Here is a 21,007-nt window from a genome sequence, read left to right on the forward strand (position 1 = left end):
TATATCCGGAGTTTTTTTTGCTTAGGTTTTGATAAATTGTATTTTCGCAAGGGGGATAGAGTGCCACGTAAGTCCGACATTAAAAAGGTTTTGATTATTGGATCCGGACCGATCGTGATTGGACAAGCCTGTGAGTTCGATTACTCCGGCACTCAGGCCTGTAAGGCCCTGATGAATGAGGGATTGGAAGTCATCCTGGTTAACTCAAATCCAGCGACAATCATGACGGATCCCGAAATTGCCACACGCGTATACGTTGAGCCTCTTAAGGTCGACTATCTGGAAAAGATCATCGCCAAAGAAATGCCTGATGCGGTTATTCCCACTCTGGGCGGTCAAACAGCACTGAATCTTGCCTTGGATCTGCATGGCAAAGGCATTCTACAGAAGTATAAAGTTCAACTGCTGGGGGCGACACCCCAAGTGATCAAAGCCGGAGAGGATCGCGAGATATTCCGCGGACTTCTTGATAAAATCGGCGCCAAGTATCCAAAAAGTCATCTGGTGCGTACTTTCGAACATGGTTTACAAGTAGCCGATGATTTGGGTTACCCCTTGATCCTTCGTCCAAATTACACATTGGGCGGTGGCGGCGGAGGCATTGCCTACTCGCCGGAAGAATATCAAAGCATGCTGGTGGGTGCTCTTCATGAAAGCCCGACATCAGAAGTTCTGGTCGAAGAAAGCATTCTGGGCTGGAAGGAATATGAACTGGAGGTCATGCGTGACTACAAAGGTTCCTTCGTTGTGGTTTGCTCTATTGAAAACTTTGATCCTTGCGGCGTGCATACGGGTGACAGTATTACCGTAGCTCCTCAGCAAACTTTGAGCGATCGTCAGTATCAGGCGATGCGTGATGAGGCCTGCAAGATCATCAATGAAGTGGGAATTCAAACAGGTGGGGCTAATATTCAGTTTGCGGTTCATCCCACGACTCACGAGCGTGTGGTGATCGAAATGAACCCACGGGTAAGTCGTTCATCGGCACTTGCCAGCAAGGCGACCGGCTTCCCGATCGCAAAAATTGCGGCGCTTCTGTCGATCGGCTACAGCCTGGAAGAATTGAAAAATGACATCACTCAAGTGACGCCGTCGTGTTATGAGCCGGCACTGGACTACGTCGTTACAAAAATTCCGCGTTTCGCTTTTGAAAAATTCCAAGGCTCGAAGGATTCATTGACCACGCAAATGAAAAGCGTCGGTGAAGTCATGGGAATCGGTCGTACGCTGCAGGAATCGATGATGAAGGCCTTGGCAAGTCTCGAGGCCAATCCACAGGCGATTCCCGAGGTCATCCTGGAGACTGGTAAGATTTCTTATCCAAATAGTCACCGTATCTATCATCTTTTCCAAGCGTTCCGCGATGGTAAAACCGTGGCTGAGATTCAGGATCTTACGGGTATTATTCCGTACTTCCTGGAGCAAGTTGAGAGTCTGATTAAGTTCGAAAATAAGTTCAAAAACGAATTTAGCGAAAGCAACACGGAACTATTGTTGGCAGCTAAGCGCAAGGGGTTTACAGATGCGCGACTTGCAAGTCTGCTGGGCCAGAGTGCAAAGTTCATTCAGACCTTGCGTGAAAAGCACCAAATGTTTCCAAAATACTCACAAGTTGACACTTGTGCCGGGGAATTCGAGTCATCGACGCCGTATTTCTATTCAACTTACTGGGCACAAGAGTCGGCCCAAGTTGTTGCGAAAGATGCTGTGGTTGTGATCGGCAGCGGTCCGAATCGCATTGGGCAGGGGATCGAATTTGATTATAGCTGTGTTCGCGGTGTGAAAGCATTCCGCAAAAACGGCAAAAAAGTGATCATGGTGAATTCCAATCCTGAAACGGTTTCCACTGACTACGACACTTCGGATGTCTTGTTTTTTGAGCCGCTGACTTCAGAAAGCTTGATCGAAATCATGCGTTTCATGAAACCGTATGGTTTTGTTGCTCAATTGGGTGGCCAGACGCCCATCAATGTGGCTCCGGATTTGGTGGCTGCAGGTTATCAGTTACTTGGATCTTCCTTGCAGACTATCGATCTTGCAGAAGACCGTGGCTTGTTCACGAAAATTTGCAAAGAATTGAATTTTGAAATTCCAAACTCCGCCATGGCGGGATCGTTGACAGAAGCTCTGGCCAGCGAGAACCAAGTCGGATATCCAATGATCTGTCGCCCTAGCTATGTCCTGGGTGGACGCCGCATGGAAGTGATCGAGAACCGTGATGAATTGATTTCATACTTTCAGCGACATGGGGATTATATTTCCACTGAAAAGCCATGCATGATGGATCAGTTCCTGGCTGGCGCACTTGAAGTCGATGTGGATTTGGTGCGCGGGGTGGATTGGACTCTGATCGGTGGAGTCGTCGAGCATATCGAGGCTGCAGGCGTTCACTCCGGGGACTCCATGGGTGTATTGCCGCCTCATCGTTTGAAAAATGAAACTTGTGACCGTATCGAACAACTTAGCATTCAATTGGCGAATCGCATTGGCGTTATCGGGCATTTGAATCTTCAGTTGGCAGTTAAGAATGACATCGTCTATATGCTTGAAGCGAATCCTCGCAGCTCGCGTTCAGTTCCATTCGTAGCCAAAGCAACTGGCATTCCGCTGATTGATCTTGGTGTCGCAGCGATGCTGGGCAAGAAGGCGAGCGAATTGAATCTGGGTAATTTGAAGTGGAGAAATACAAACACAGTTTCAGTGAAAGGTGTTGTGTTCCCATTCAAGAAGTTCCCGGAGTCAGATTCCATCCTTGGGCCTGAAATGAAATCAACCGGGGAAAGCATGGGGCGCGGGAAGGACTATTCCGAAGCGCTATGTAAAGCGTTCTTATCAAGTAACATAAGACTTCCGAAAACGGGTCAGGTTTTCTTTTCTTTGCGGGACAAGGACAAAGAAGCCATGTTGCCTCTGGTTCGCGAACTGCAAAGAATGGGATACGGAGTTTCGGCGACGACAGGAACGGCGGCTTTCTTTAATGATAAAGGTGTGAACTGTCTGTCATTAAGAAAAGTCGATGAGGGACGTCCTCACTGCGTGGATAAAATTCGCTCAGGCGAAGTGGCCTTCGTGATCAACACCACCTCGGGTCGTCGTGCGATCGAGGCCAGCTTCGACATTCGTCGAGCTTGTACGGACTACAATATTCCGTGCCTGACCGAGAGTGATGCCGCTGAAGCCTTTGTTCTTGCTTTGAAAAACACCAGAAATGAGTCATCATCAGTCGAAGCGTTACCTTCGATGGAGGCCTTTTGATTTCATTTTCACGAATGTTTGGCAATGCAGTGTTCTGCGTCCTTGCGACCATGGCGGTTTGTTCAGTAACTCAGGCCGCAGATAAAACTCCAGCGCAACTGACCATCGGGATGATTCCCGGTGGTGATCCTAAAAAGGAAGCCGAGCAAGGCATGGCTTTGGCTCGGGAGCTGCAGACACGGTTGCGCATTCCAGTGACAATGTATATTTCCAAGAACTACACCGGGCTTGTTGATGCAATGAAAAGCAAGAAAGTGGACTTCGCGTTCTTCTCTTCATCAACTTTTGTATTGGCGGAAAAACAGGCGCAGGCCAAAGTTTTGCTGAAAAAGGTTTGGCAGGAGCCGTACTACTATTCGGCGATAATAGTTCCGGCTAAATCCAAAATAAAAAATGTGAAGGATCTGAAGGGCAATAGAATTGCTTTTGTCGACGAGCAATCCTCCTCGGGATATCTATATCCAAAAGTGGAAATTCGTAAGCAAGGCCTGGAAGAAAAGGATTTGAAGGTCCAGTTTACTGGTAATCACCAGGCTTCCATCAAAGCACTTGAGTCCAATGAGGTCGACGCGGCGGCAGTGTTCAGCGACGACGAGCAGGGGAAGCAAGGGGCCTGGATTAAATTTGCTGACACCAAGAATAAGTTCAGAGTCATTTGGATGAGTCAGCCTATTCCCAATGATCCTTTCTGCGTACGGCAGGATTTTTATGACGAATATCCCAAGGTCACCCATGATATGATGTTTGCCTTGATTGAAATCCTGGAACAAACAGCGGATAAAAACACTTATTCTGAAATTTTGGGTTCTCGTGACTTGATGCCAGCCACCTCTAAACAGTATGATCCTGTGAGGGAGATGGTGAAAGCTTTGAATATTGAGCTGAAACCTTAATGCATCAATGTCAGTACTTCTTGTTGAAAATTTAAATAAGACTTTCAAGGGCGGGCTTTTCGAAAAAGATCGCCACGTATTGCAAAATGTTTCCTTTCAACTTCCAGAAGGTCAGACGACCGGTTTCGTCGGAAGTAACGGAGCAGGAAAAACCACCACCATTAAATGCATCTTCGACTTTATTCGTCCCGACAGCGGACGAATCGATTTCTTTGGTGCCCCTTTAAGCAGTGAATCCAAAACTCGTATCGGGTATTTGCCCGAGCGCCCTTATTTGTATGAGTTTTTGACGGGGATGGAATTTTTGCGACTTCATTGGAATCTTTGTTATGGTCTGACTCAGAAAGACTTTATCGAAAGAGCCCACGAAGCCCTAAAAAAAGTGGACTTGTTTGATGCCCGTGACCGCAGATTGCGTACCTACTCCAAAGGGATGCTGCAAAGAGCGGGGATCGCACAGGCTATTCTGACCCGTCCGGATCTTTTGATTTTGGATGAGCCCATGTCGGGATTGGATCCCGATGGCCGTGCATTGGTGAAGGATATTCTGCGCGAAGAGCAAAAGCGTGGGGTCACCCTTTTCTTCAGCAGCCATTTACTTCAGGACATGGAGGAATTGTGTTCCCGTCTAGTGGTGGTGAATAAAGGCAAAATTATCTATGAAGGGGCTCTTCCTCAGTTTATGGCGGAGTTTCAAAGCTTGGAAAAAGCCTTCCAGGTGCTTAAGAATCGTGAGGCTGGCAATGTCTAAGGTATGGACTCTGGCAAAGACGACTTTGCGTGAAATGTTGCGTGAAAAGATCTTCTTCGTGGTTATTGTCATTGCTGTTTTGATGATTGCGCTTAGCTTCCTGTTGGGCGCGCTTTCATTTGCCGAACAAATTAAAATCATGGCGGATTTTGGTTTCCTGGGTGTGCAGTTGGCCCTTCTGGGGATAGCCCTTTTTTCGGGCTCGTACATCATCGCCAAAGAGGTTGAAAAGCAAACTTGCCTGCTGATTTTGTCCCGTCCAGTGACTCGCAATCAGTTTATTCTGGGCAAATTGTTCGGGGTTTTGGCACTGAATACGATTCTACTGGGGATCCTGGCTCTTATTTTGTCGGTGTTGCTGGGGATTTGGAAAACGCCGGAGCAATTCATAGGTTTTGCTGAAATCTGTTTAAGCTTATGGTTTGAAAGCTCGGTGATTTTGGCTTTTGTGATGTGGTTCAGCCTTGTCGTGCGTCCTGTATTGGCATTGTGTGCGGGGATTGTTCTGTTCTTATTGGGACATTGGTTGGGAGATCTGGCTTTCTTTGCTGCAAAAAGCAAGGAACCCATGTTCACTCAGATAGTTGAAGGACTTCACTGGATTGTACCTAATCTTTACCGCATGAATTGGAAGTCGGCGTACTATCTGCAAAGCGGATTGCCGGCGAAAGATGTTATGTGGATGGTGGCCCATATGACGGGTTGGTTCGTTATCTATGTCCTTTTGACAAACTTCTGTTTCAGGAGAAAAGACATTGTCTAGTTTGGATACCTTCTATTATATCGTTTTCTTCGTTTTTGGTGCTTTGCTAGGCAGCTTTGGAAATGTCGTTATTTATCGTCTGCCTCGCGAGGAAAGTGTCGTTAAGCCACGCAGCTATTGCTACAGCTGCAAAACGCAGATCGCATGGTATGACAATATTCCGATTTTTAGCTGGTTTATCCTGCGTGGAAAATGCCGTAAATGCGGTGCCAAGTTCTCTTTCCGCTATCCGTTGGTTGAAATCATCATGGGCGTACTATTTGCGCTTTGTTATCACTATGCAGGTATTTCCTGGTCACTGATTGAATATCTATTGTTTGTTTTCGGTTTGGTGATTTGTACATTTATTGATCTGGATCATATGATTTTGCCGGATGAGTTCACACTTTCCGGTATCGTGATTGGTTTGGTCGGGGCCGCATTGAATCCTCAACGTGAATTCCTGGATGCACTATTTGGTGTGTTGATGGGCGGGGGATTTTTGTGGGGCATGGCTTACCTATATTGGATCTTCACCAAACAGGAAGGTATGGGGGGCGGAGACATCAAACTCCTGGCTTGGATCGGTGCCATCGTTGGATGGCAGGCCATTCCGTTTGTGATTATGTCATCGGCCATCATCGGAAGTGTTGTTGGTATCGTTGCCGCCAGAAAACAAAAAGCAGGACTAAAGACTGTAATTCCGTTCGGACCTTACCTCGCCCTAGGTGCGATATTGTATTTGTTTGGCGGCCAGACGATAGCATTGTGGTACCTGGACCTTTTTCTTCCTGGATTAAGCTAAAGTCGCTAGACCCCTGGTTTGACATTCCATTCCCAAGCAGAAATAATTTACTATGTTAGACCTGCGTCTAAAGACGTAAGTCTTTAAAAAGACATCGAAGTGGTTCAACTGGGGAAGCAGCTAAAGAATGTTTTTTAAATCGAAAAAAGTAATCGGACTCGACATCGGTACGAGTTCCATTAAATTAGCCGAAATGGACGTGAGTGGAAAGGGAGCCCAGCTGCTCTCCTTTGGTATCGTTCCCACTCCTCCAAGTTCCGTTTCTGGCGGCGAAATAGTTGATATCGCATCAGTTGGTATAGCTATTCAGAATCTGATCAACGAAGTTAAATCCAAGCGAAAAAACATTGCCACGGCCATGTGGGGAACTGCGGTTATCGTCAAGAAAATCACAATACCAAAAATGGACAAGAAGTTGGTTAAGGATCAAATTCGCTTCGAGGCCGAGCAATACATTCCGTTTGATATCAATAATATCAGCTTGGCCCATCACATTCTTCCGACCAGCGTTTCTCCGGATACAATGGATATTCTATTGATTGCCGCCCAAAATGAATTGGTGACCCAGTACACACAAGTCATCGAGTTCAGTGCATTGAAATGCTCTATTCTGGATGTCAGCGGCTTTGCTCTGGCTAACTCCTTTGAGGCGAATTACGGAAAATTCACCGGCGAAGTTATCGGTATTTTGAACTTTGGTGCTTCGATTACGAACTTCGTTGTGCTTCAGTACGGCGAAATTATTTTCTGTCGTGATATTCCGGTTGGTGGCGCCAACTATACAAATGAAATTCACAAAGCGATGGGTGTCACAGTGGGCGAGGCGGAAGCATTGAAGCTCAGTGCTGTTTCCCGTCGTGATGTTCCAGATGATGTGCACAGTGTGATCAGTGCCACCAACGAAGCTGTCACCGAAGAAATTCGCAGCAGTTTGGACTTTCTGAGTGCAACTACAAATGGTCTGACTTTGAATCGTTGTTTCTATACAGGCGGCAGTTCACAAACTTCCGGCTTGGTTGAAACGATCACGCGTGTGACTGGTATTCCAATGGAGCCATTCAACCCGTTTGCCAAAATCAAGGCCAATCCCAAGAAGTTCTCCCCAGAGTATCTGGCGCAGATCCGCAACTTTGCGGGTGTCGTTACCGGATTGGCGCTTCGTCAGGAAGGGGATGGCACGTGATTAAAATTAATCTGGCCTCTCCTGCAGTAGGGACGAATGCGGCACTTGGCTCTCAATTTGGCGATGGTGATGGGGGTGAAATCCTTATTACCGATGAAACCCGCAAGGAAGCCATCAAGAGACTGGTGGTTGCGCTAATTCCGGTTATTGGTCTCTATGTTTATCAAGAACAGCACATTCCCCAGCTGCAAGCGCAGTTGTCGACTATGCAGACCACTCTTCGAGAGCTTGAAGAATACAATGCCAAGCAGGCTGCATCCGTGGCAGAGATTAAAAAGTTCAAGGAAGACGAAGCCATCATTGAGGCCCGTATTTCCGCTCTTGATAAAATCTCCAGAGATCGTTATCGCGAAATTCGCGTCATGGATCTTTTGCAGCAGGTAATTCCAGAAAAAGCATGGCTGACCCAAGTGAACTTGAATCCGGAAAAAATGAATGTCCAGGGATTGGGTCTGAGTGATTTTGAAGTGTCGCAGTTTTTGGAAGCTTTGACGAAGTCGGTTTTCCTGATGGATGTGAATTTGGTCAGTTCCACGGAAGTAACTGTGGATGGAATGATTTTAAAGAAATTTGAAATCAGCGCGGTTTTGGAGAGAGCACAATGAATAAGTTCTTCGAAACACTTGCCACATATACTTACGGGAAGGCTTTCGGTTTAGGTATTCTGCTTTGTGCGGTATTTTACTTCACGTTGTACGATGACGGTTCTGCTCTTCAGGCGCAGATCGCCGGTGTTCAGCAACAGGTGCAAGAGCAGGAAGCCAAAAAGAAAGACACTGACGCCACTTTGAAACAAGTTAATGAAATGCGTGAAAAGCTGGGGCGCCTCAGTCAGCAATATCAGGAGATTTCACGTCGATTGCCCACGGTGTTGTTTTCCATTGATATCAATAAGGCCATTGACGGTTTTGCGCGCGGCGCGGGTGTCAGTGTTAAAATCAAAAAGCCAACGGAAAATATCAAACGCGAAGTCGTTGAAGAAGTTCCTGTGGACGTGACTTTAGAGGGCAGCTACGCACAGCTGGCGCAATTTGTATCACTCGTGTCCTCCTCGGAGCGTATGGCACGCGTGAAGAACATTGTAATTACAGAACAGTCGGATGCAGATCCGACCAAGAAGTTGAAATTTGAAGGTCAGGTTGTGGGTTATAAACTTGCTCCTGAAAAAGAAAAAACGGAGACGGCGCAGTGAAATCAGTAAGATGGATTATGTCTTACATTATAGTTGCCGCATTGGGGCTTTGGCTGGCATTCGCTGTCAGCGCTAAGTTCATGTCTCCGGCATACTCTCAAGAGCAGCCTCCCATGGAACAGCCTCCGGGACCTCCCGCTGCAGGGCCCAACAATGGAGACTTGCCTCCTGAGTTTATGAACGAAGTAAATCAGGCGCCGCCAGGCGGAGCACCGCCACCGGCTCCTCCGCCAAATGTTCCGCCTGCCAATACGCAAACGGCACCGCCGGCAATTCCGGCACCAGCTCCAGCTGACTTCCCTCAGGAGCCAATGCCAATGGGTGATGCGGTGACAGCACCGGCAGCTCCTTCAATCGGGGATATGCTGTCTAAAGACAGCTATGTATATGATCCAAATGGCAAGCGCGATCCGTTCAAGCCGTTTAGAGTTATTAAAGTCAGCCGCAAAGAAGTTCCAGTGGATCAGTTGGAGCCTTTGCAGCGTTGGGATCTGGACAGATTGCAGATCATCGGTATTTTGTGGGACGTAAGAACCCCACGTGCCATGGTTCGCGATCCAGATGGCGGTGTGTTTACAGTGGTTAAGAACTCAAAAATGGGCCGAAATGATGGATATATTTCGGCTATCCGTGAAGGTGAGATTGTCGTTATCGAAACACGTTTCGATGAAGACAAGCCAATTAAAGAATCTCGCATCATGGAGTTTAAAAAATAATCTCTTTAAGGGAGGTACTAATGAACGGATTCATTAGACTAATGATCGTCTCTGCATTGATTGCATCTCTTACCTCGTGTGCAAGCCGCCCACCACAGGACGATCTGCTATTGGATGATGGCCTTGATTCCTCTGCAAACGCGGAATTAAGCCTGGATGATATTTCCGATGAACCTGTCGCTGAAGCTGACTCGGGAGCTGCTGCTCCGGCGGACTCAGGCTCCACAGACGAATTTGCGGATTTCGAAAATGACAGCGCACCAGCTCAGCCGACAGAGCAGGCTCAGGGTGGAAATCTTGAGGACGAATTCAATATGGCTGAAGGTGATGCGCCTGCGGCGGCCCCAGCGGAACAAGCTCCTGCGCAAGCGGATGCAGGTCCGGTGGAAATGCCACCTATCGAGGAAATGGCTCCTCCAGCAGAACCAGAGATCGCGGATATGCCAGAGCAGCCAGCTGTTCCAGCACCAGAGCCGGAAATCTCTCAGGAACCAGTTGTATCACCAGTTGCGGATAATCAGGCAAAACCTGCGACCATCACGGACCTGCAGTTTAAATCCAATGAAAATGGCGGGACAGTTGTAGTTCAGGCAAATCGTCCTTTGAACTTTACGACTCGTACAAATCCTGATTTGCACCAATATATAGTCGAAGTCGAAAATGCCATTCTTCCGGATCGTCTGAAGCGTTCATTGAATACCAAGGACATTCGTGGTGCGGTGGGCGCAATTGATGCTTATCAAAACCCAGGATCCACAACAGCACGCTTTGTGATTCAATTGCGTGAAGGCGTCTCTGAGCCAGCAGTACAGAACGAAGGGAACTCTCTTCTGATCGTTGCTGCCGGTACAGCGGCCACTAACGTTGCTGCAGATTCTTCAGCGGGAGAGACGGAAGGTCAAACTGCCGGATCTGAAACTAAAATTCTGCCAAATCAAAACCTGACAGAATTCCTGACGGGCAATACGCAGTTTTACGGTAAAAAAATCTCCATCGAGACCAGCAACATGGATATCCGCGATGCTTTGAATCTGATCACAGAGGAAAGCGGCGTGAACATGGTCATTGCTGAAGAGGTTCGTGGTAGCGTCAGTTTGAAACTGCGCCAGGTTCCTTGGGATCAGGCTTTGGTTGTTCTTATGAGAGCACGTAAACTTGGATATACGCGCCAGGGCAACGTGCTAAGAATTGCTCCCTTGGTTGATTTGCGCTCCGAGGAAGACGATGCGAATAAACTGGCTTTGGCTCGTAAAAATCTGGAGCCATTGAAAGTTCGTATGTTCTCTATCAGTTACGCAAAAGTCGATGACCTTGAAAAGAAGCTAAAAGACTTCTTGGGCGAGCGTGGTAAAGTCGTAGGCGACCCACGTACAAGCTCATTGGTTGTGACTGATATCGCAGAAAACATCGATCGCGCAGCGAAGTTGATCCACAGCCTGGATACACAGCCGCCACAAGTCTTGATTGAGGGTAAAATCGTTGAAGCCTCCGAGCGTTTCATGCGCTCGATCGGTGTCAGCTGGAACGTTTCCGGTCAGTCGATCAATCTGGGCAATACTCAGCGTGGTCCGGTGACGATGAATCCACGATTCAATATCAATCCGACAAACTCTCCGACGGGTGCATTCAACTTCGCCGTGGATGTTGGTACTCTGGACATTTTCGGAAGTATTTCAGCGGCCTTGTCGTTATCTGAAACTGAGCAGAAAGTTAAGACCTTGTCCTCTCCACGTATCCTGACAATGTCCAATGAGACAGCGTACATTAGTCAGACTACAGAAGTACCGGTCAAGCAAACGACGATCACAGGCAACTCCCAGCAGGATACGTATCAATTTAAGCCATTGGCACTGCGTTTAGATGTTACTCCTCAGGTAACGGTGGACGGATCTGTTATGATGAAAGTTAAAGTGGCTCGTCAAACCCGTGGTGCGACTGAGGGTGACGGGGCGTTCTCGACGGATGCACGTGAGGCAGATACACGCGTACTGGTTAAGAATGGTCAGACCGCAGTTATCGGGGGTATCTACACAAGTGATGCCACTGATGGTGAAACAGGTGTTCCTTGGTTCCGTGAAATTCCGTACCTGGGCAACCTGTTCAAAATGAAAGCTGTTAACAAAGAGAAGAGAGAGCTTTTGGTGTTCCTGACTCCGCGAGTGACAACTCCAGCAGTAACGCCAGCTAACTCTGATCAAATGTAGGGAGGGTGATATGAAGCTGATCAGTCTGACTCTAATTTCGATCGCGATAGCCAGCCTTACTTCGTGTGGTGGCTCTGAGCAGAGTGTTGAAGTCTCGACTTCAACCGCTGTAAGATGGACGGTTCCGTCCAAGGGCTTTTCTTGCTACGCGAACAAAACGGCGCAGGAAACAAACACCACTGCGACCAGTGATGTTGACGAAGCGTATTTTTCAATTTCAAAGCTGAATATCACATCAGCAGATAGTTCACGAGATACTGTGATAAGTTTGGTGAACGTTATTTATACTCCACCCAACGGTTCTGAAATTGTTTGCGACTTTGGTGCCGAGGAGCTGGCAGCATTGAGTTCCGATTGGTGGGGTAATCCCAATAAGGAAGCAAGAATCACAGCGGGCACAAGCGGTTTTTCGACCGATTGTCCGATACGCTGCGGTGGTATCAGCATTAATATCAAAAGCTTTACTGCCAGCGGGGTTATTAAAGTTTATGGATATACGGTAGATCCAGATGACGAAGATGACCAGCAGGGTTTTTCAACGACGACGTATTTTACTTACGGATCGCAGTACTAGTTAGTAGCAGAATCAGTTTGAATAAAACGGCTTCGACAGAATTGTTGAAGCCGTTTTTCTTTTATTTAACACATGAAAAGCCCGGAGCACTATTGCTGACATTTGCCACGGAATAGCAAACGGCTCCCGATGCGTCCTTAATTTGCACCAATTGACTGGTAACTCCGCGAGAACTGGTTATTTCAATAAGCTCCACTGTCGAGCCATCCGTAAATGAGGTTGTGGCTTTATTTTGGTAGCCACTATTTGCCGCAATGCCCGCAGTGGCGGCTAAAACAATGAATAATACGAAATAGACACGTTTCTTCATAATTTATCCTCATCTAGGTGATTTCGGCAGCCAAATGATCTATAGATTCCTCCATGGATCTATTTTCAGCCTCATCCGCATCTCTATCGACTTCTCCTCTGTCCGAAATTCTTCGTCCAAAAAACCTGGATGAGATCATCGGTCAGGAAAAGACCATTGGAGTACAGTCTAAACTGGGGCAAATGCTACGCAAAGGCTACCTGCCAAGTCTCATAATCTGGGGCCCTCCAGGCACCGGGAAAACGACTTTCGCCTTGGCCCTCAGTCAGCACTTCAAAGCGCACTTCGAAAATATCAATGCCACAGAGGCAGGAACCAAGGCGCTCCGTGAAATCGGAGAGGCCGGTCGTGATCGTCGCCTGCAGTATCAGCAAAAAACCATTCTGTTCGTGGACGAGATCCATCGTTTTAACAAAGGCCAGCAGGACGTACTTTTGCCATTCGTCGAAAAAGGCGATCTGGTATTGGTCGGCGCCACCACTGAAAATCCCAGTTATGAATTAAATCGGGCCTTATTAAGCCGTTGCCGCGTGGTGGTTTTCGAGCGTCTTAGTGAATCGAACTTACAGCACATCGTAAAGCGTGCTGAAGAACAGTATGCCAAGACTCTTACTCAAGTGTTGCAGCCAGAGGCGATAGAAAATCTGCTGCAATTCTCTGATGGGGACGCCCGTCGTCTGATTAACAGTCTCGAGATTTTATACAGCTTCATGAAAGACGGGGAGGAGTCTCCGCTTTCGACCAATGACATGAGGGAGCTGCTTCAACAAAACCCCATCGGCTACGACAAAAACTCCGAGATGCATTACGATGTGATTTCAGCATTTATCAAAAGCATTCGGGGCAGTGATCCCGATGCGGCTGTTTATTACCTTGCACGCATGCTTGACGGTGGAGAAGACCCTGTTTTCATCGCTCGTCGGCTTATTATTCTGGCCTCGGAGGACATCAGCAACGCTGATCCTCGCGCTATTTCAGTGGCGATTGCTGGTCTGCAGGCGGTCGAGGCTATTGGAATGCCAGAGGGGGCGATCACGCTTTCTCAAGTGGCCACTTATCTGGCGTCCTGTCCAAAATCAAACGCTTCCTATCTGGCTCTTCACAAGGCTCGCGCCTTGGTGGAAACCACAAAAACCCTGCCAGTGCCGCTGCACCTGCGTTCTTCGAAAACCGCATTGGCCAAGGATCTGGGCTACGGGAAAGACTACAAATATCCCCACGACTATCCGACGGGCTGGACAGAACAAAGTTATCTTCCTGAGGAACTTAAAGGGGAGAAGCTTTATGAGCCTACAACTCACGGGTTCGAAAAGAATATTCGCGAGTATCTAGCCTGGATGAAACAGCGCCGCTCCGAAAACAAGGAGTCCTAGGTTCGACCTCTCGGCTTGGCCTTGTCGGTCTGGGAATGCGTGTTCCGCGACACGCCATCCGGGCTCACCGTGGCCCGCCTTTGGCGGGTGCGCGCTTCCTGCGCCCACGGAGGTCGCTGCACACGCATTCCCAGTCCGCCAAATCCAAGACGAGAAGTCTCTACTTGGATCTTTTTTCAGGCGGGCTTTAAAAAGAAAAAGGGGACTGTTGTCCCCTTACTCTATTTTCGATTGTTGATTTTCTATTTTCTATATTGCTCTTTGGGCGCAGACGCAGAGGCATTCTTCGGTGCCTTGGGATGTGTGCGTGTGTTTGGTGTTGGCTGGGATTTCAACTCGGTCGCCGGGGCGTAGTACGAATTGGTTGCCGGAGATGTTGAATAGCATTTCGCCGGAGACGATGATGCGCACTTCTGCAAAGGGGTGGCGGTGGTCAGGGATTTTTGTTTGAGGGGCGTAGACCTCGTCAAACGGCTCCAGGCCTTCTGCTTCCAGAATCATATGTACTTGTGTTTTGCTTGGCACCAGGGGGGCCTGCCATCTTGTGATGATCATAAATCGCCTCTTCTATCTTGTCTTAGTTATCTCAAATCGGAACATGAACTACAAGTCACGCCGCGATTGACTCGCCTTGAAACACCTTCCCGAGGGAAAAATCAAATTGCTACAGGATAAGAGACTGGTTTCTAAATAATTGAATTATTCGACGTTAAGTCCCTTCCTGGGATGTCGATACCTTTATGGTAAAGAAAGGCCCAGTTCGGGGAGGGTAATTTGAGCAATTCTAAATCAAAGTCGACACACGCGGAACTTGATCACATCTTGAATTTTGTCGATTCCTCAAAAGGGCTTCGCGCGAAAATGAATGATACTGGTAGAGTGCAATTGCGCCAGGATCTGGATGGAAAATTATTTACGTTTAGCTCTCAGGATATCAATGAAGTCCTGCATAGAGCAGACTCTGAAGGTAAGGCTTTCTTGCAGGTAAACTTCAAGAATGGCGCTAAGATCTTGTTAACTGAAACATTGATTGGCTTTAAGCCGATTGAAACTTTGGGTCTGGATATGTCCAGAATCCCTAAAGTGGTTACAACTCCCGACTTGGTGAGTGTGTTTGAGGCGATTGAAGAGTCTTTGGGGGCCGATAACGGCAACGATACAGAGACCGAGATCCTCAAAAAGGTCTATTTGGCGATTATTAGCGGCGGCGAAAAGGTCGGCTTCGATCTAGCGGCTGAACGTAGGTGGTTAAACCGACTTCTTGCGTCTAAACTAAAAGCCTGCGCCTAAAAATCAGTAATAACATACACTTAAATTAGATTTTTGATGAAAACGAGGCTCCCGCCTCGTTTATTTATTAGGCAGAATTCTGCTACTCATTAAAAATTCGAAAAAAAGCTATTGACCTTTTTCGGGGTCTGGGCGAAAACCAGTCCCACTTTGAGGGGGTATAGCTCAGCTGGGAGAGCGTCTGATTTGCATTCAGAAGGCCGCAGGTTCGATCCCTGTTACCTCCACCAAACTTCCTTTTTTAGGACTTTCGTCGAAATGATGAAAAAATAAAAAAGTGATTGACGAGGACAAAATACAGAGTAATATCTGTTCCTCGCGCTGCTGAAAGGCAGTGAATTTTAAGTTTCGCTCTTTGAAAACTGAATAGCTAGAAGAAATAGATTTTTGGGCTCTTAGTTGAACAAGCAATTGTTCAACACAATTTCAAAAAAAATATTCGAACAAACAACAAGCGAAAGCTAGTAGTTTGCAAGATTCAGAATTTAAACTGGAGAGTTTGATTCTGGCTCAGAACAAACGCTGGCGGCGTGCCTAATACATGCAAGTCGAACGGGGAAAGCTTTCGGGTGAGTACTAGTGGCGCACGGGTGAGTAACGCGTGGATAATCTGCCTTAGAGTGGGGGATAACGAATCGAAAGATTCGCTAATACCGCATAAGACCACAAGAACTGCGGTTCAAGGGGTCAAAGGTTTTTCGCTCTAAGATGAGTCCGCGTAAGATTAGCTAGTTGGTGAGGTAATGGCTCACCAAGGCGACGATCTTTAACTGGTCTGAGAGGATGATCAGTCACACTGGAACTGAGACACGGTCCAGACTCCTACGGGAGGCAGCAGTAGGGAATATTGCACAATGGAGGAAACTCTGATGCAGCGACGCCGCGTGAGTGATGAAGGCCTTCGGGTCGTAAAGCTCTGTCGCAGGGGAATAAAAAAATGAATGTACCCTGCAAGAAAGGATCGGCTAACTTCGTGCCAGCAGCCGCGGTAAGACGAGGGATCCTAGCGTTGTTCGGAATTATTGGGCGTAAAGCGGGTGTAGGTGGCTATGTAAGTCAGGTGTGAAAGCCTAGGGCTCAACCCTAGAAGTGCATCTGATACTGCGTAGCTTGAGTGGTAGAGAGGATAGTAGAATTCTTGGTGTAGTGGTAAAATACGTAGATATCAAGAGGAATACCGGTGGCGAAGGCGGCTATCTGGCTACACACTGACACTCAGACCCGAAAGCGTGGGGATCAAACAGGATTAGATACCCTGGTAGTCCACGCTATAAACGATGGATACTTGTTGTTGGAGGTATTGACCCCTTCAGTGACGAAGCTAACGCGTTAAGTATCCCGCCTGGGGAGTACGGTCGCAAGATTAAAACTCAAAGAAATTGACGGGGGCCCGCACAAGCGGTGGAGCATGTGGTTTAATTCGATGCAACGCGAAGAACCTTACCTAGGCTTGACATATATTGGAATATTGGCGGAAACGCCGTAGCTCGCAAGAGCCGATATACAGGTGCTGCATGGCTGTCGTCAGCTCGTGTCGTGAGATGTTGGGTTAAGTCCCGCAACGAGCGCAACCCCTGCATTTAGTTGCCAGCATTAAGTTGGGCACTCTAGATGGACTGCCGGTGTTAAACCGGAGGAAGGTGGGGATGACGTCAAGTCCTCATGGCCCTTATGCCTAGGGCTACACACGTGCTACAATGGTAGTCACAAACTGAAGCGAAGTCGCGAGATGGAGCTAATCGGAGAAAAGCTATCTAAGTTCAGATTGGTCTCTGCAACTCGAGACCATGAAGTTGGAATCGCTAGTAATCGCGGATCAGAATGCCGCGGTGAATACGTTCCCGGGCCTTGTACACACCGCCCGTCACACCATGAAAGTTGGTTGTACCAGAAGTCGCTGCGCTAACCGCAAGGAGGCAGGCGCCCAAGGTATGGTCGATGATTGGGGTGAAGTCGTAACAAGGTAGCCGTAGGGGAACCTGCGGCTGGATCACCTCCTTTCTAAGGATTATGGTGATCGGCATTTCAAGCTTGTCTTGAAAAAAGCAATCACAATCTTAGGTCAACGCTCCTCTTCCCGAGGAAGCGTGAGTCCCAAAAATCTATTCTAGCTGTTTAGTTTTGAAAGAGTGAAAACTCTTAATCGCATCTAACATGGGCCAGTAGCTCAGTTGGTTAGAGCACACGCTTGATAAGCGTGGGGTCGGAAGTTCGAGTCTTCCCTGGCCCACCAACTTTCAACAAATTGAGTTGGTCTGTTAGAGGTGAATAAGAGATTTTTACGCTTGAACGATTTTCGTTCTTTGACAATTGAATAGATTGATTTAGTTGATTTTTAGCGAGGTTAGTTCCATTTTTTAAAGCTACAAAGGGCTTACGGTGGATGCCTTGGCACTAAGAAGCGATGAAGGACGTGGTAAGCTGCGATAAGCTTCGGGTAGTGGCACACACACTTTGACCCGGAGATTTCCGAATGGGGAAACCCACCATTTTATGGTATCATTCACTGAATACATAGGTGTCTGAAGCGAACGAGGGGAAGTGAAACATCTCAGTACCCTCAGGAAGAGAAATCAATTCCGAGATTCCCCTAGTAGTGGCGAGCGAACGGGGAACAGCCTAAACCTTAATCATTTATTTGATTGAGGGGTCGTGGGACCGCGATGTGGGACCGGAGAGTATAGAACAACAGTCTGGAAAGTCTGGCAAGATAGGGTGATAGCCCCGTGTTCGAAATGCTCAATGGCTCTAGCGGCATCCCGAGTACCACAAAACACGTGAAATTTTGTGGGAATCTGTGAGGACCACCTCATAAGGCTAAATATTCCTTAGTGACCGATAGTGAACAAGTACCGTGAGGGAAAGGTGAAAAGAACCCCGAGAGGGGAGTGAAATAGAAACTGAAACCGTAAGCTTACAAGCAGTTAGAGCCCCTTACGTGGGTGATAGCGTACCTTTTGCATAATGAGTCAGCGAGTTATGTTTGCAAGCGAGATTAAGCCGTTGAAGGTGTAGTCGTAGCGAAAGCGAGTCTGAATAGGGCGTTTAGTTTGCAGGCATAGACCCGAAACCCGGTGATCTAATCATGGACAGGTTGAAGCGAGGGTAACACCTCGTGGAGGACCGAACAAGTTGAGGTTGAAAACTCTTTTGATGATCTGTGATTAGGGGTGAAAGGCCAATCAAACTGGGTGATAGCTGGTTCTCCCCGAAATATATTTAGGTATAGCGTTGAGTAAAAAGTATCGTGGAGGTAGAGCACTGAATGGGCTAGGGGTCTTTACCGGATTACCAAACCCAAATAAACTCCGAATGCCACAGATATGTTCCTCAGCAGGCAGACGCAGGGTGATAAGGTCATGCGTCGAGAGGGAAAGAGCCCAGACCAACAGCTAAGGTCCCTAAATGCACGCTCAGTGGAGAACGTTGTGGAGTTACTTTGACAACTAGGAGGTTGGCTTAGAAGCAGCAATCCTTTAAAGAAAGCGTAATAGCTCACTAGTCTAGTGACTCTGCGCGGAAGATACAACGGGGCTAAGCGTGTTACCGAAGCTTTGGATTAAGATATTTTATATTTTAGTGGTAGGGGAGCGTTCTAGCGTAGGATGAAGGTTGACCGGTAGGACAGCTGGACGAACTAGAAGTGATCATGCTGACATAAGTAGCGTTGAACTCGGGTGAAAAACCCGGGCGCCGAAAACTCAAGGATTCCTGGGTAAAGATAATCTTCCCAGGGTTAGTCGAGTCCTAAGATGAGGCCAAGTGGCGTAATCGATGGCAAAACGGTTAATATTCCGTTACCTAGCAAATTGTGTTTAAGGAATGACGGTATAGGCTATCTCAGCCTCTTATTGGATTGAGGTGTAAGCGTGTAGGTGGTGTCGTAGGCAAATCCGCGGCACATAACACTGAGGCGTGAATGCGAGATTCTTTGAATCGGAAGTGAGAAAAGCCATGTATCCAAGAAAAGTTTCGTAAATTTAGATTTGTTAGCTCGTACCGTAAACCGACTCAGGTGAGTGGGGTGAATATCCTAAGGCGATGGGGTGAATTTTGGTCAAGGAACTCGGCAACTTAACACCGTAACTTCGGGAAAAGGTGTGCCCGCGAGAGTGTAAGGATTTACTCCCCAAGCTTTTTCGGGTCGCAGAGAAATGGGAGTAGCGACTGTTTATCAAAAACACAGGTATGTGCAAAGTCTCAAGACGAAGTATACATACTGACGCCTGCCCGGTGCTGGAAGGTTAAGAGGATTAGTTAGCGCAAGCGAAGCTGAGAATCGAAGCCCCAGTAAACGGCGGCCGTAACTATAACGGTCCTAAGGTAGCGAAATTCCTTGTCGGGTAAGTTCCGACCTGCACGAATGGCGTAACGACTTCTCCGGTGTCTCGACCAAATGCCTCGCGAAATTGAATTCTCGGTGAAAATGCCGAGTACCCGCAGAAAGACGGAAAGACCCCGTGAACCTTTACTGTAGCTTGGCAGTGATTTTAGAGTTGGCATGTGTAGGATAGGTGGGAGACTTTGAAGCAGGGGCGCTAGCCCTTGTGGAGTCAACCTTGAAATACCACCCTTGGCACCTTTGAAATCTAACCTGCTGCTCTTTACGAGCAGAGGGACACTGTCTGGTGGGCAGTTTGACTGGGGCGGTCGCCTCCCAAAAAGTAACGGAGGCGCGCGATGGTCCCCTCAGCCTGATTGGAAACCAGGCGTCGAGTGCATTGGCATAAGGGGGCTTGACTGCGAGACCTACAAGTCGAGCAGGTGCGAAAGCAGGCCAAAGTGATCCGGTGGTCCCGCGTGGAAGGGCCATCGCTCAACGGATAAAAGGTACTCCGGGGATAACAGGCTTATTCCATCCAAGAGTCCATATCGACGATGGAGTTTGGCACCTCGATGTCGGCTCATCACATCCTGGGGCTGGAGCAGGTCCCAAGGGTTTAGCTGTTCGCTAATTAAAGTGGTACGCGAGCTGGGTTCAGAACGTCGTGAGACAGTTTGGTCCTTATCTTCTGTGGGCGCATGAAATTTGAGTAGACCTGTCCTTAGTACGAGAGGACCGGGATGGACGAACCTCTGGTGTTCCTGTTGTTCTGCCAAGAGCAATGCAGGGTAGCTATGTTCGGAACTGATAACCGCTGAAAGCATCTAAGCGGGAAGCAGACTACAAGATAAGATTTCACTGGGGCTTCGGCCCCCTAAAGACTCCTCGGAGACTACGAGGTTGATAGGCGGAAGGTGTAAGTACAGTAATGTATTCAGCTGATCCGTACTAATAGGTCGTGAGGCTTTTTTAAAAAATATTCTTCTAACTTTAAGTTACGAAGATTTCGTCTCAGTGACTTCTCTTAAATGAGAACGAGAGACTAGCTCTCTGAATAAGTAAGAGAGTTAAAACTTGGAACTAACAACGACTCGCTAAAAATCAATTAAATCAATCATTCAGTTGTCTGAAATAGAAAGTAACTTCTCCATTTGTATTGGAAGTAAGTTGCAAAGAAGAACGACGAAGTATAAACGTACTTCATCTTTGTTTTAATAAACGCTTTGCTGGTGTTTATAGCAGAGGGGCCACACCTGATCCCATTCCGAACTCAGAAGTTAAGTCCTCTTGCGGCGATGGTATTGCATGGGCGACCATGTGGGAGAGTAGCACGACGCCAGCTCTTTTTTACTTGAAACCCGGTCTGGAAACAGATCGGGTTTTTTTATGTCTTTT

At 47.7% G+C, this 21,007-nt stretch carries 15 protein-coding genes, 2 tRNA genes and 3 rRNA genes; 18 read left to right on the forward strand and 2 right to left on the reverse strand.

Annotated features, from left to right (window positions below; translation table 11 throughout):
• The first annotated feature begins 60 nt into the window (after window positions 1-60).
• The 11 genes from carB to AAAA73_RS00830 all read left to right on the forward strand — a co-directional run bounded on the left by carB (window position 61) and on the right by AAAA73_RS00830 (window position 12,315).
• Window positions 61-3,255: a carbamoyl-phosphate synthase large subunit gene (gene carB / locus AAAA73_RS00780; RefSeq protein ID WP_340596239.1), complete on the forward strand. Its 3,195-nt coding sequence runs from the start codon at window positions 61-63 to the stop codon at window positions 3,253-3,255.
• Window positions 3,252-4,148, forward strand: coding sequence for a phosphate/phosphite/phosphonate ABC transporter substrate-binding protein (phnD, locus tag AAAA73_RS00785; protein WP_340596240.1), 897 nt, complete (start codon window positions 3,252-3,254; stop codon window positions 4,146-4,148). Before carB ends, phnD begins: the two co-directional genes overlap by 4 nt.
• A 7-nt stretch (window positions 4,149-4,155) precedes the next feature.
• Window positions 4,156-4,899, forward strand: coding sequence for an ABC transporter ATP-binding protein (locus tag AAAA73_RS00790; RefSeq protein WP_340596241.1), 744 nt, complete (start codon window positions 4,156-4,158; stop codon window positions 4,897-4,899).
• Window positions 4,892-5,662: an ABC transporter permease gene (locus tag AAAA73_RS00795; RefSeq protein WP_340596242.1), complete on the forward strand. Its 771-nt coding sequence runs from the start codon at window positions 4,892-4,894 to the stop codon at window positions 5,660-5,662. Before AAAA73_RS00790 ends, AAAA73_RS00795 begins: the two co-directional genes overlap by 8 nt.
• Entirely contained in the window at window positions 5,655-6,446 is a 792-nt protein-coding gene (locus AAAA73_RS00800; RefSeq protein WP_340596243.1) for a prepilin peptidase, read from the forward strand. Before AAAA73_RS00795 ends, AAAA73_RS00800 begins: the two co-directional genes overlap by 8 nt.
• A gap of 127 nt (window positions 6,447-6,573) precedes the next feature.
• On the forward strand, window positions 6,574-7,629 hold the full coding sequence (gene pilM, locus AAAA73_RS00805) for a type IV pilus assembly protein PilM (RefSeq protein ID WP_340596244.1): 1,056 nt from the start codon (window positions 6,574-6,576) through the stop codon (window positions 7,627-7,629).
• Window positions 7,626-8,234, forward strand: a complete 609-nt coding sequence (locus AAAA73_RS00810) for a PilN domain-containing protein (RefSeq protein WP_340596245.1) — start codon at window positions 7,626-7,628, stop codon at window positions 8,232-8,234. Before pilM ends, AAAA73_RS00810 begins: the two co-directional genes overlap by 4 nt.
• Entirely contained in the window at window positions 8,231-8,821 is a 591-nt protein-coding gene (gene pilO, locus AAAA73_RS00815; protein WP_340596246.1) for a type 4a pilus biogenesis protein PilO, read from the forward strand. Before AAAA73_RS00810 ends, pilO begins: the two co-directional genes overlap by 4 nt.
• Window positions 8,818-9,537 (forward strand): pilus assembly protein PilP, encoded by a 720-nt coding sequence (locus tag AAAA73_RS00820; RefSeq protein WP_340596247.1) that lies wholly within the window; start codon window positions 8,818-8,820, stop codon window positions 9,535-9,537. Before pilO ends, AAAA73_RS00820 begins: the two co-directional genes overlap by 4 nt.
• Window positions 9,538-9,557: 20 nt before the next feature.
• Complete coding sequence (locus AAAA73_RS00825) at window positions 9,558-11,741, forward strand: type IV pilus secretin PilQ (protein ID WP_340596248.1); 2,184 nt, start codon at window positions 9,558-9,560, stop codon at window positions 11,739-11,741.
• 10 nt (window positions 11,742-11,751) lie between these two features.
• The gene (locus AAAA73_RS00830; protein ID WP_340596249.1) at window positions 11,752-12,315 is read left to right on the forward strand and encodes a hypothetical protein; all 564 of its coding nucleotides are present in this window, start codon (window positions 11,752-11,754) and stop codon (window positions 12,313-12,315) included.
• A 61-nt stretch (window positions 12,316-12,376) separates the two neighbouring features.
• Here the strand turns inward: AAAA73_RS00830 and AAAA73_RS00835 are convergent, their stop codons facing one another.
• Window positions 12,377-12,625: a hypothetical protein gene (locus AAAA73_RS00835; protein WP_340596250.1), complete on the reverse strand. Its 249-nt coding sequence runs from the start codon at window positions 12,623-12,625 to the stop codon at window positions 12,377-12,379.
• Between the two features lie 53 nt (window positions 12,626-12,678).
• Between AAAA73_RS00835 and AAAA73_RS00840 the strand changes: the two genes are divergently transcribed.
• Window positions 12,679-13,998 (forward strand): replication-associated recombination protein A, encoded by a 1,320-nt coding sequence (locus AAAA73_RS00840; protein WP_340596251.1) that lies wholly within the window; start codon window positions 12,679-12,681, stop codon window positions 13,996-13,998.
• Between the two features lie 249 nt (window positions 13,999-14,247).
• Here the strand turns inward: AAAA73_RS00840 and AAAA73_RS00845 are convergent, their stop codons facing one another.
• Window positions 14,248-14,553, reverse strand: coding sequence for a cupin domain-containing protein (locus AAAA73_RS00845; protein WP_340596252.1), 306 nt, complete (start codon window positions 14,551-14,553; stop codon window positions 14,248-14,250).
• A gap of 219 nt (window positions 14,554-14,772) precedes the next feature.
• On the opposite strand from AAAA73_RS00845, the gene AAAA73_RS00850 reads away from it, so the two are divergent.
• The 6 genes from AAAA73_RS00850 to rrf all read left to right on the forward strand — a co-directional run bounded on the left by AAAA73_RS00850 (window position 14,773) and on the right by rrf (window position 20,954).
• Window positions 14,773-15,288 carry a hypothetical protein gene (locus tag AAAA73_RS00850; RefSeq protein WP_340596253.1) on the forward strand — a complete coding sequence of 172 codons (516 nt, stop codon included), beginning with the start codon at window positions 14,773-14,775 and terminating at the stop codon, window positions 15,286-15,288.
• 154 nt (window positions 15,289-15,442) lie between these two features.
• Window positions 15,443-15,518 (forward strand) — tRNA-Ala (locus tag AAAA73_RS00855).
• A gap of 257 nt (window positions 15,519-15,775) precedes the next feature.
• Window positions 15,776-17,289: ribosomal RNA gene (locus AAAA73_RS00860) — 16S ribosomal RNA — on the forward strand.
• Window positions 17,290-17,444: 155 nt separating this feature from the next.
• A tRNA-Ile gene (locus AAAA73_RS00865) sits at window positions 17,445-17,521 on the forward strand.
• Between the two features lie 123 nt (window positions 17,522-17,644).
• A 23S ribosomal RNA gene (locus AAAA73_RS00870) occupies window positions 17,645-20,585 on the forward strand.
• Window positions 20,586-20,837: 252 nt separating this feature from the next.
• A 5S ribosomal RNA gene (gene rrf / locus AAAA73_RS00875) occupies window positions 20,838-20,954 on the forward strand.
• Together the 16S, 23S and 5S rRNA genes with 2 tRNA genes alongside form the textbook arrangement of a ribosomal RNA operon.
• Window positions 20,955-21,007 lie beyond the last annotated feature (53 nt).

Source organism: Bdellovibrio sp. GT3 (assembly GCF_037996765.1).
GTDB lineage: Bacteria > Bdellovibrionota > Bdellovibrionia > Bdellovibrionales > Bdellovibrionaceae > Bdellovibrio.

Bases quoted from the DNA above. Each gene is read 5' to 3' on its own strand.
- AAAA73_RS00790 (WP_340596241.1), top strand. From the start codon at position 4,156: ATGTCAGTACTTCTTGTTGAAAATTTAAATAAGACTTTCAAGGGCGGG.
- AAAA73_RS00795 (WP_340596242.1), top strand. From the start codon at position 4,892: ATGTCTAAGGTATGGACTCTGGCAAAGACGACTTTGCGTGAAATGTTG.
- pilM (WP_340596244.1), top strand. From the start codon at position 6,574: ATGTTTTTTAAATCGAAAAAAGTAATCGGACTCGACATCGGTACGAGT.
- pilO (WP_340596246.1), top strand. From the start codon at position 8,231: ATGAATAAGTTCTTCGAAACACTTGCCACATATACTTACGGGAAGGCT.
- AAAA73_RS00825 (WP_340596248.1), top strand. From the start codon at position 9,558: ATGAACGGATTCATTAGACTAATGATCGTCTCTGCATTGATTGCATCT.
- AAAA73_RS00830 (WP_340596249.1), top strand. From the start codon at position 11,752: ATGAAGCTGATCAGTCTGACTCTAATTTCGATCGCGATAGCCAGCCTT.
- AAAA73_RS00835 (WP_340596250.1), bottom strand. From the start codon at position 12,625: ATGAAGAAACGTGTCTATTTCGTATTATTCATTGTTTTAGCCGCCACT.
- AAAA73_RS00840 (WP_340596251.1), top strand. From the start codon at position 12,679: ATGGATCTATTTTCAGCCTCATCCGCATCTCTATCGACTTCTCCTCTG.
- AAAA73_RS00845 (WP_340596252.1), bottom strand. From the start codon at position 14,553: ATGATCATCACAAGATGGCAGGCCCCCCTGGTGCCAAGCAAAACACAA.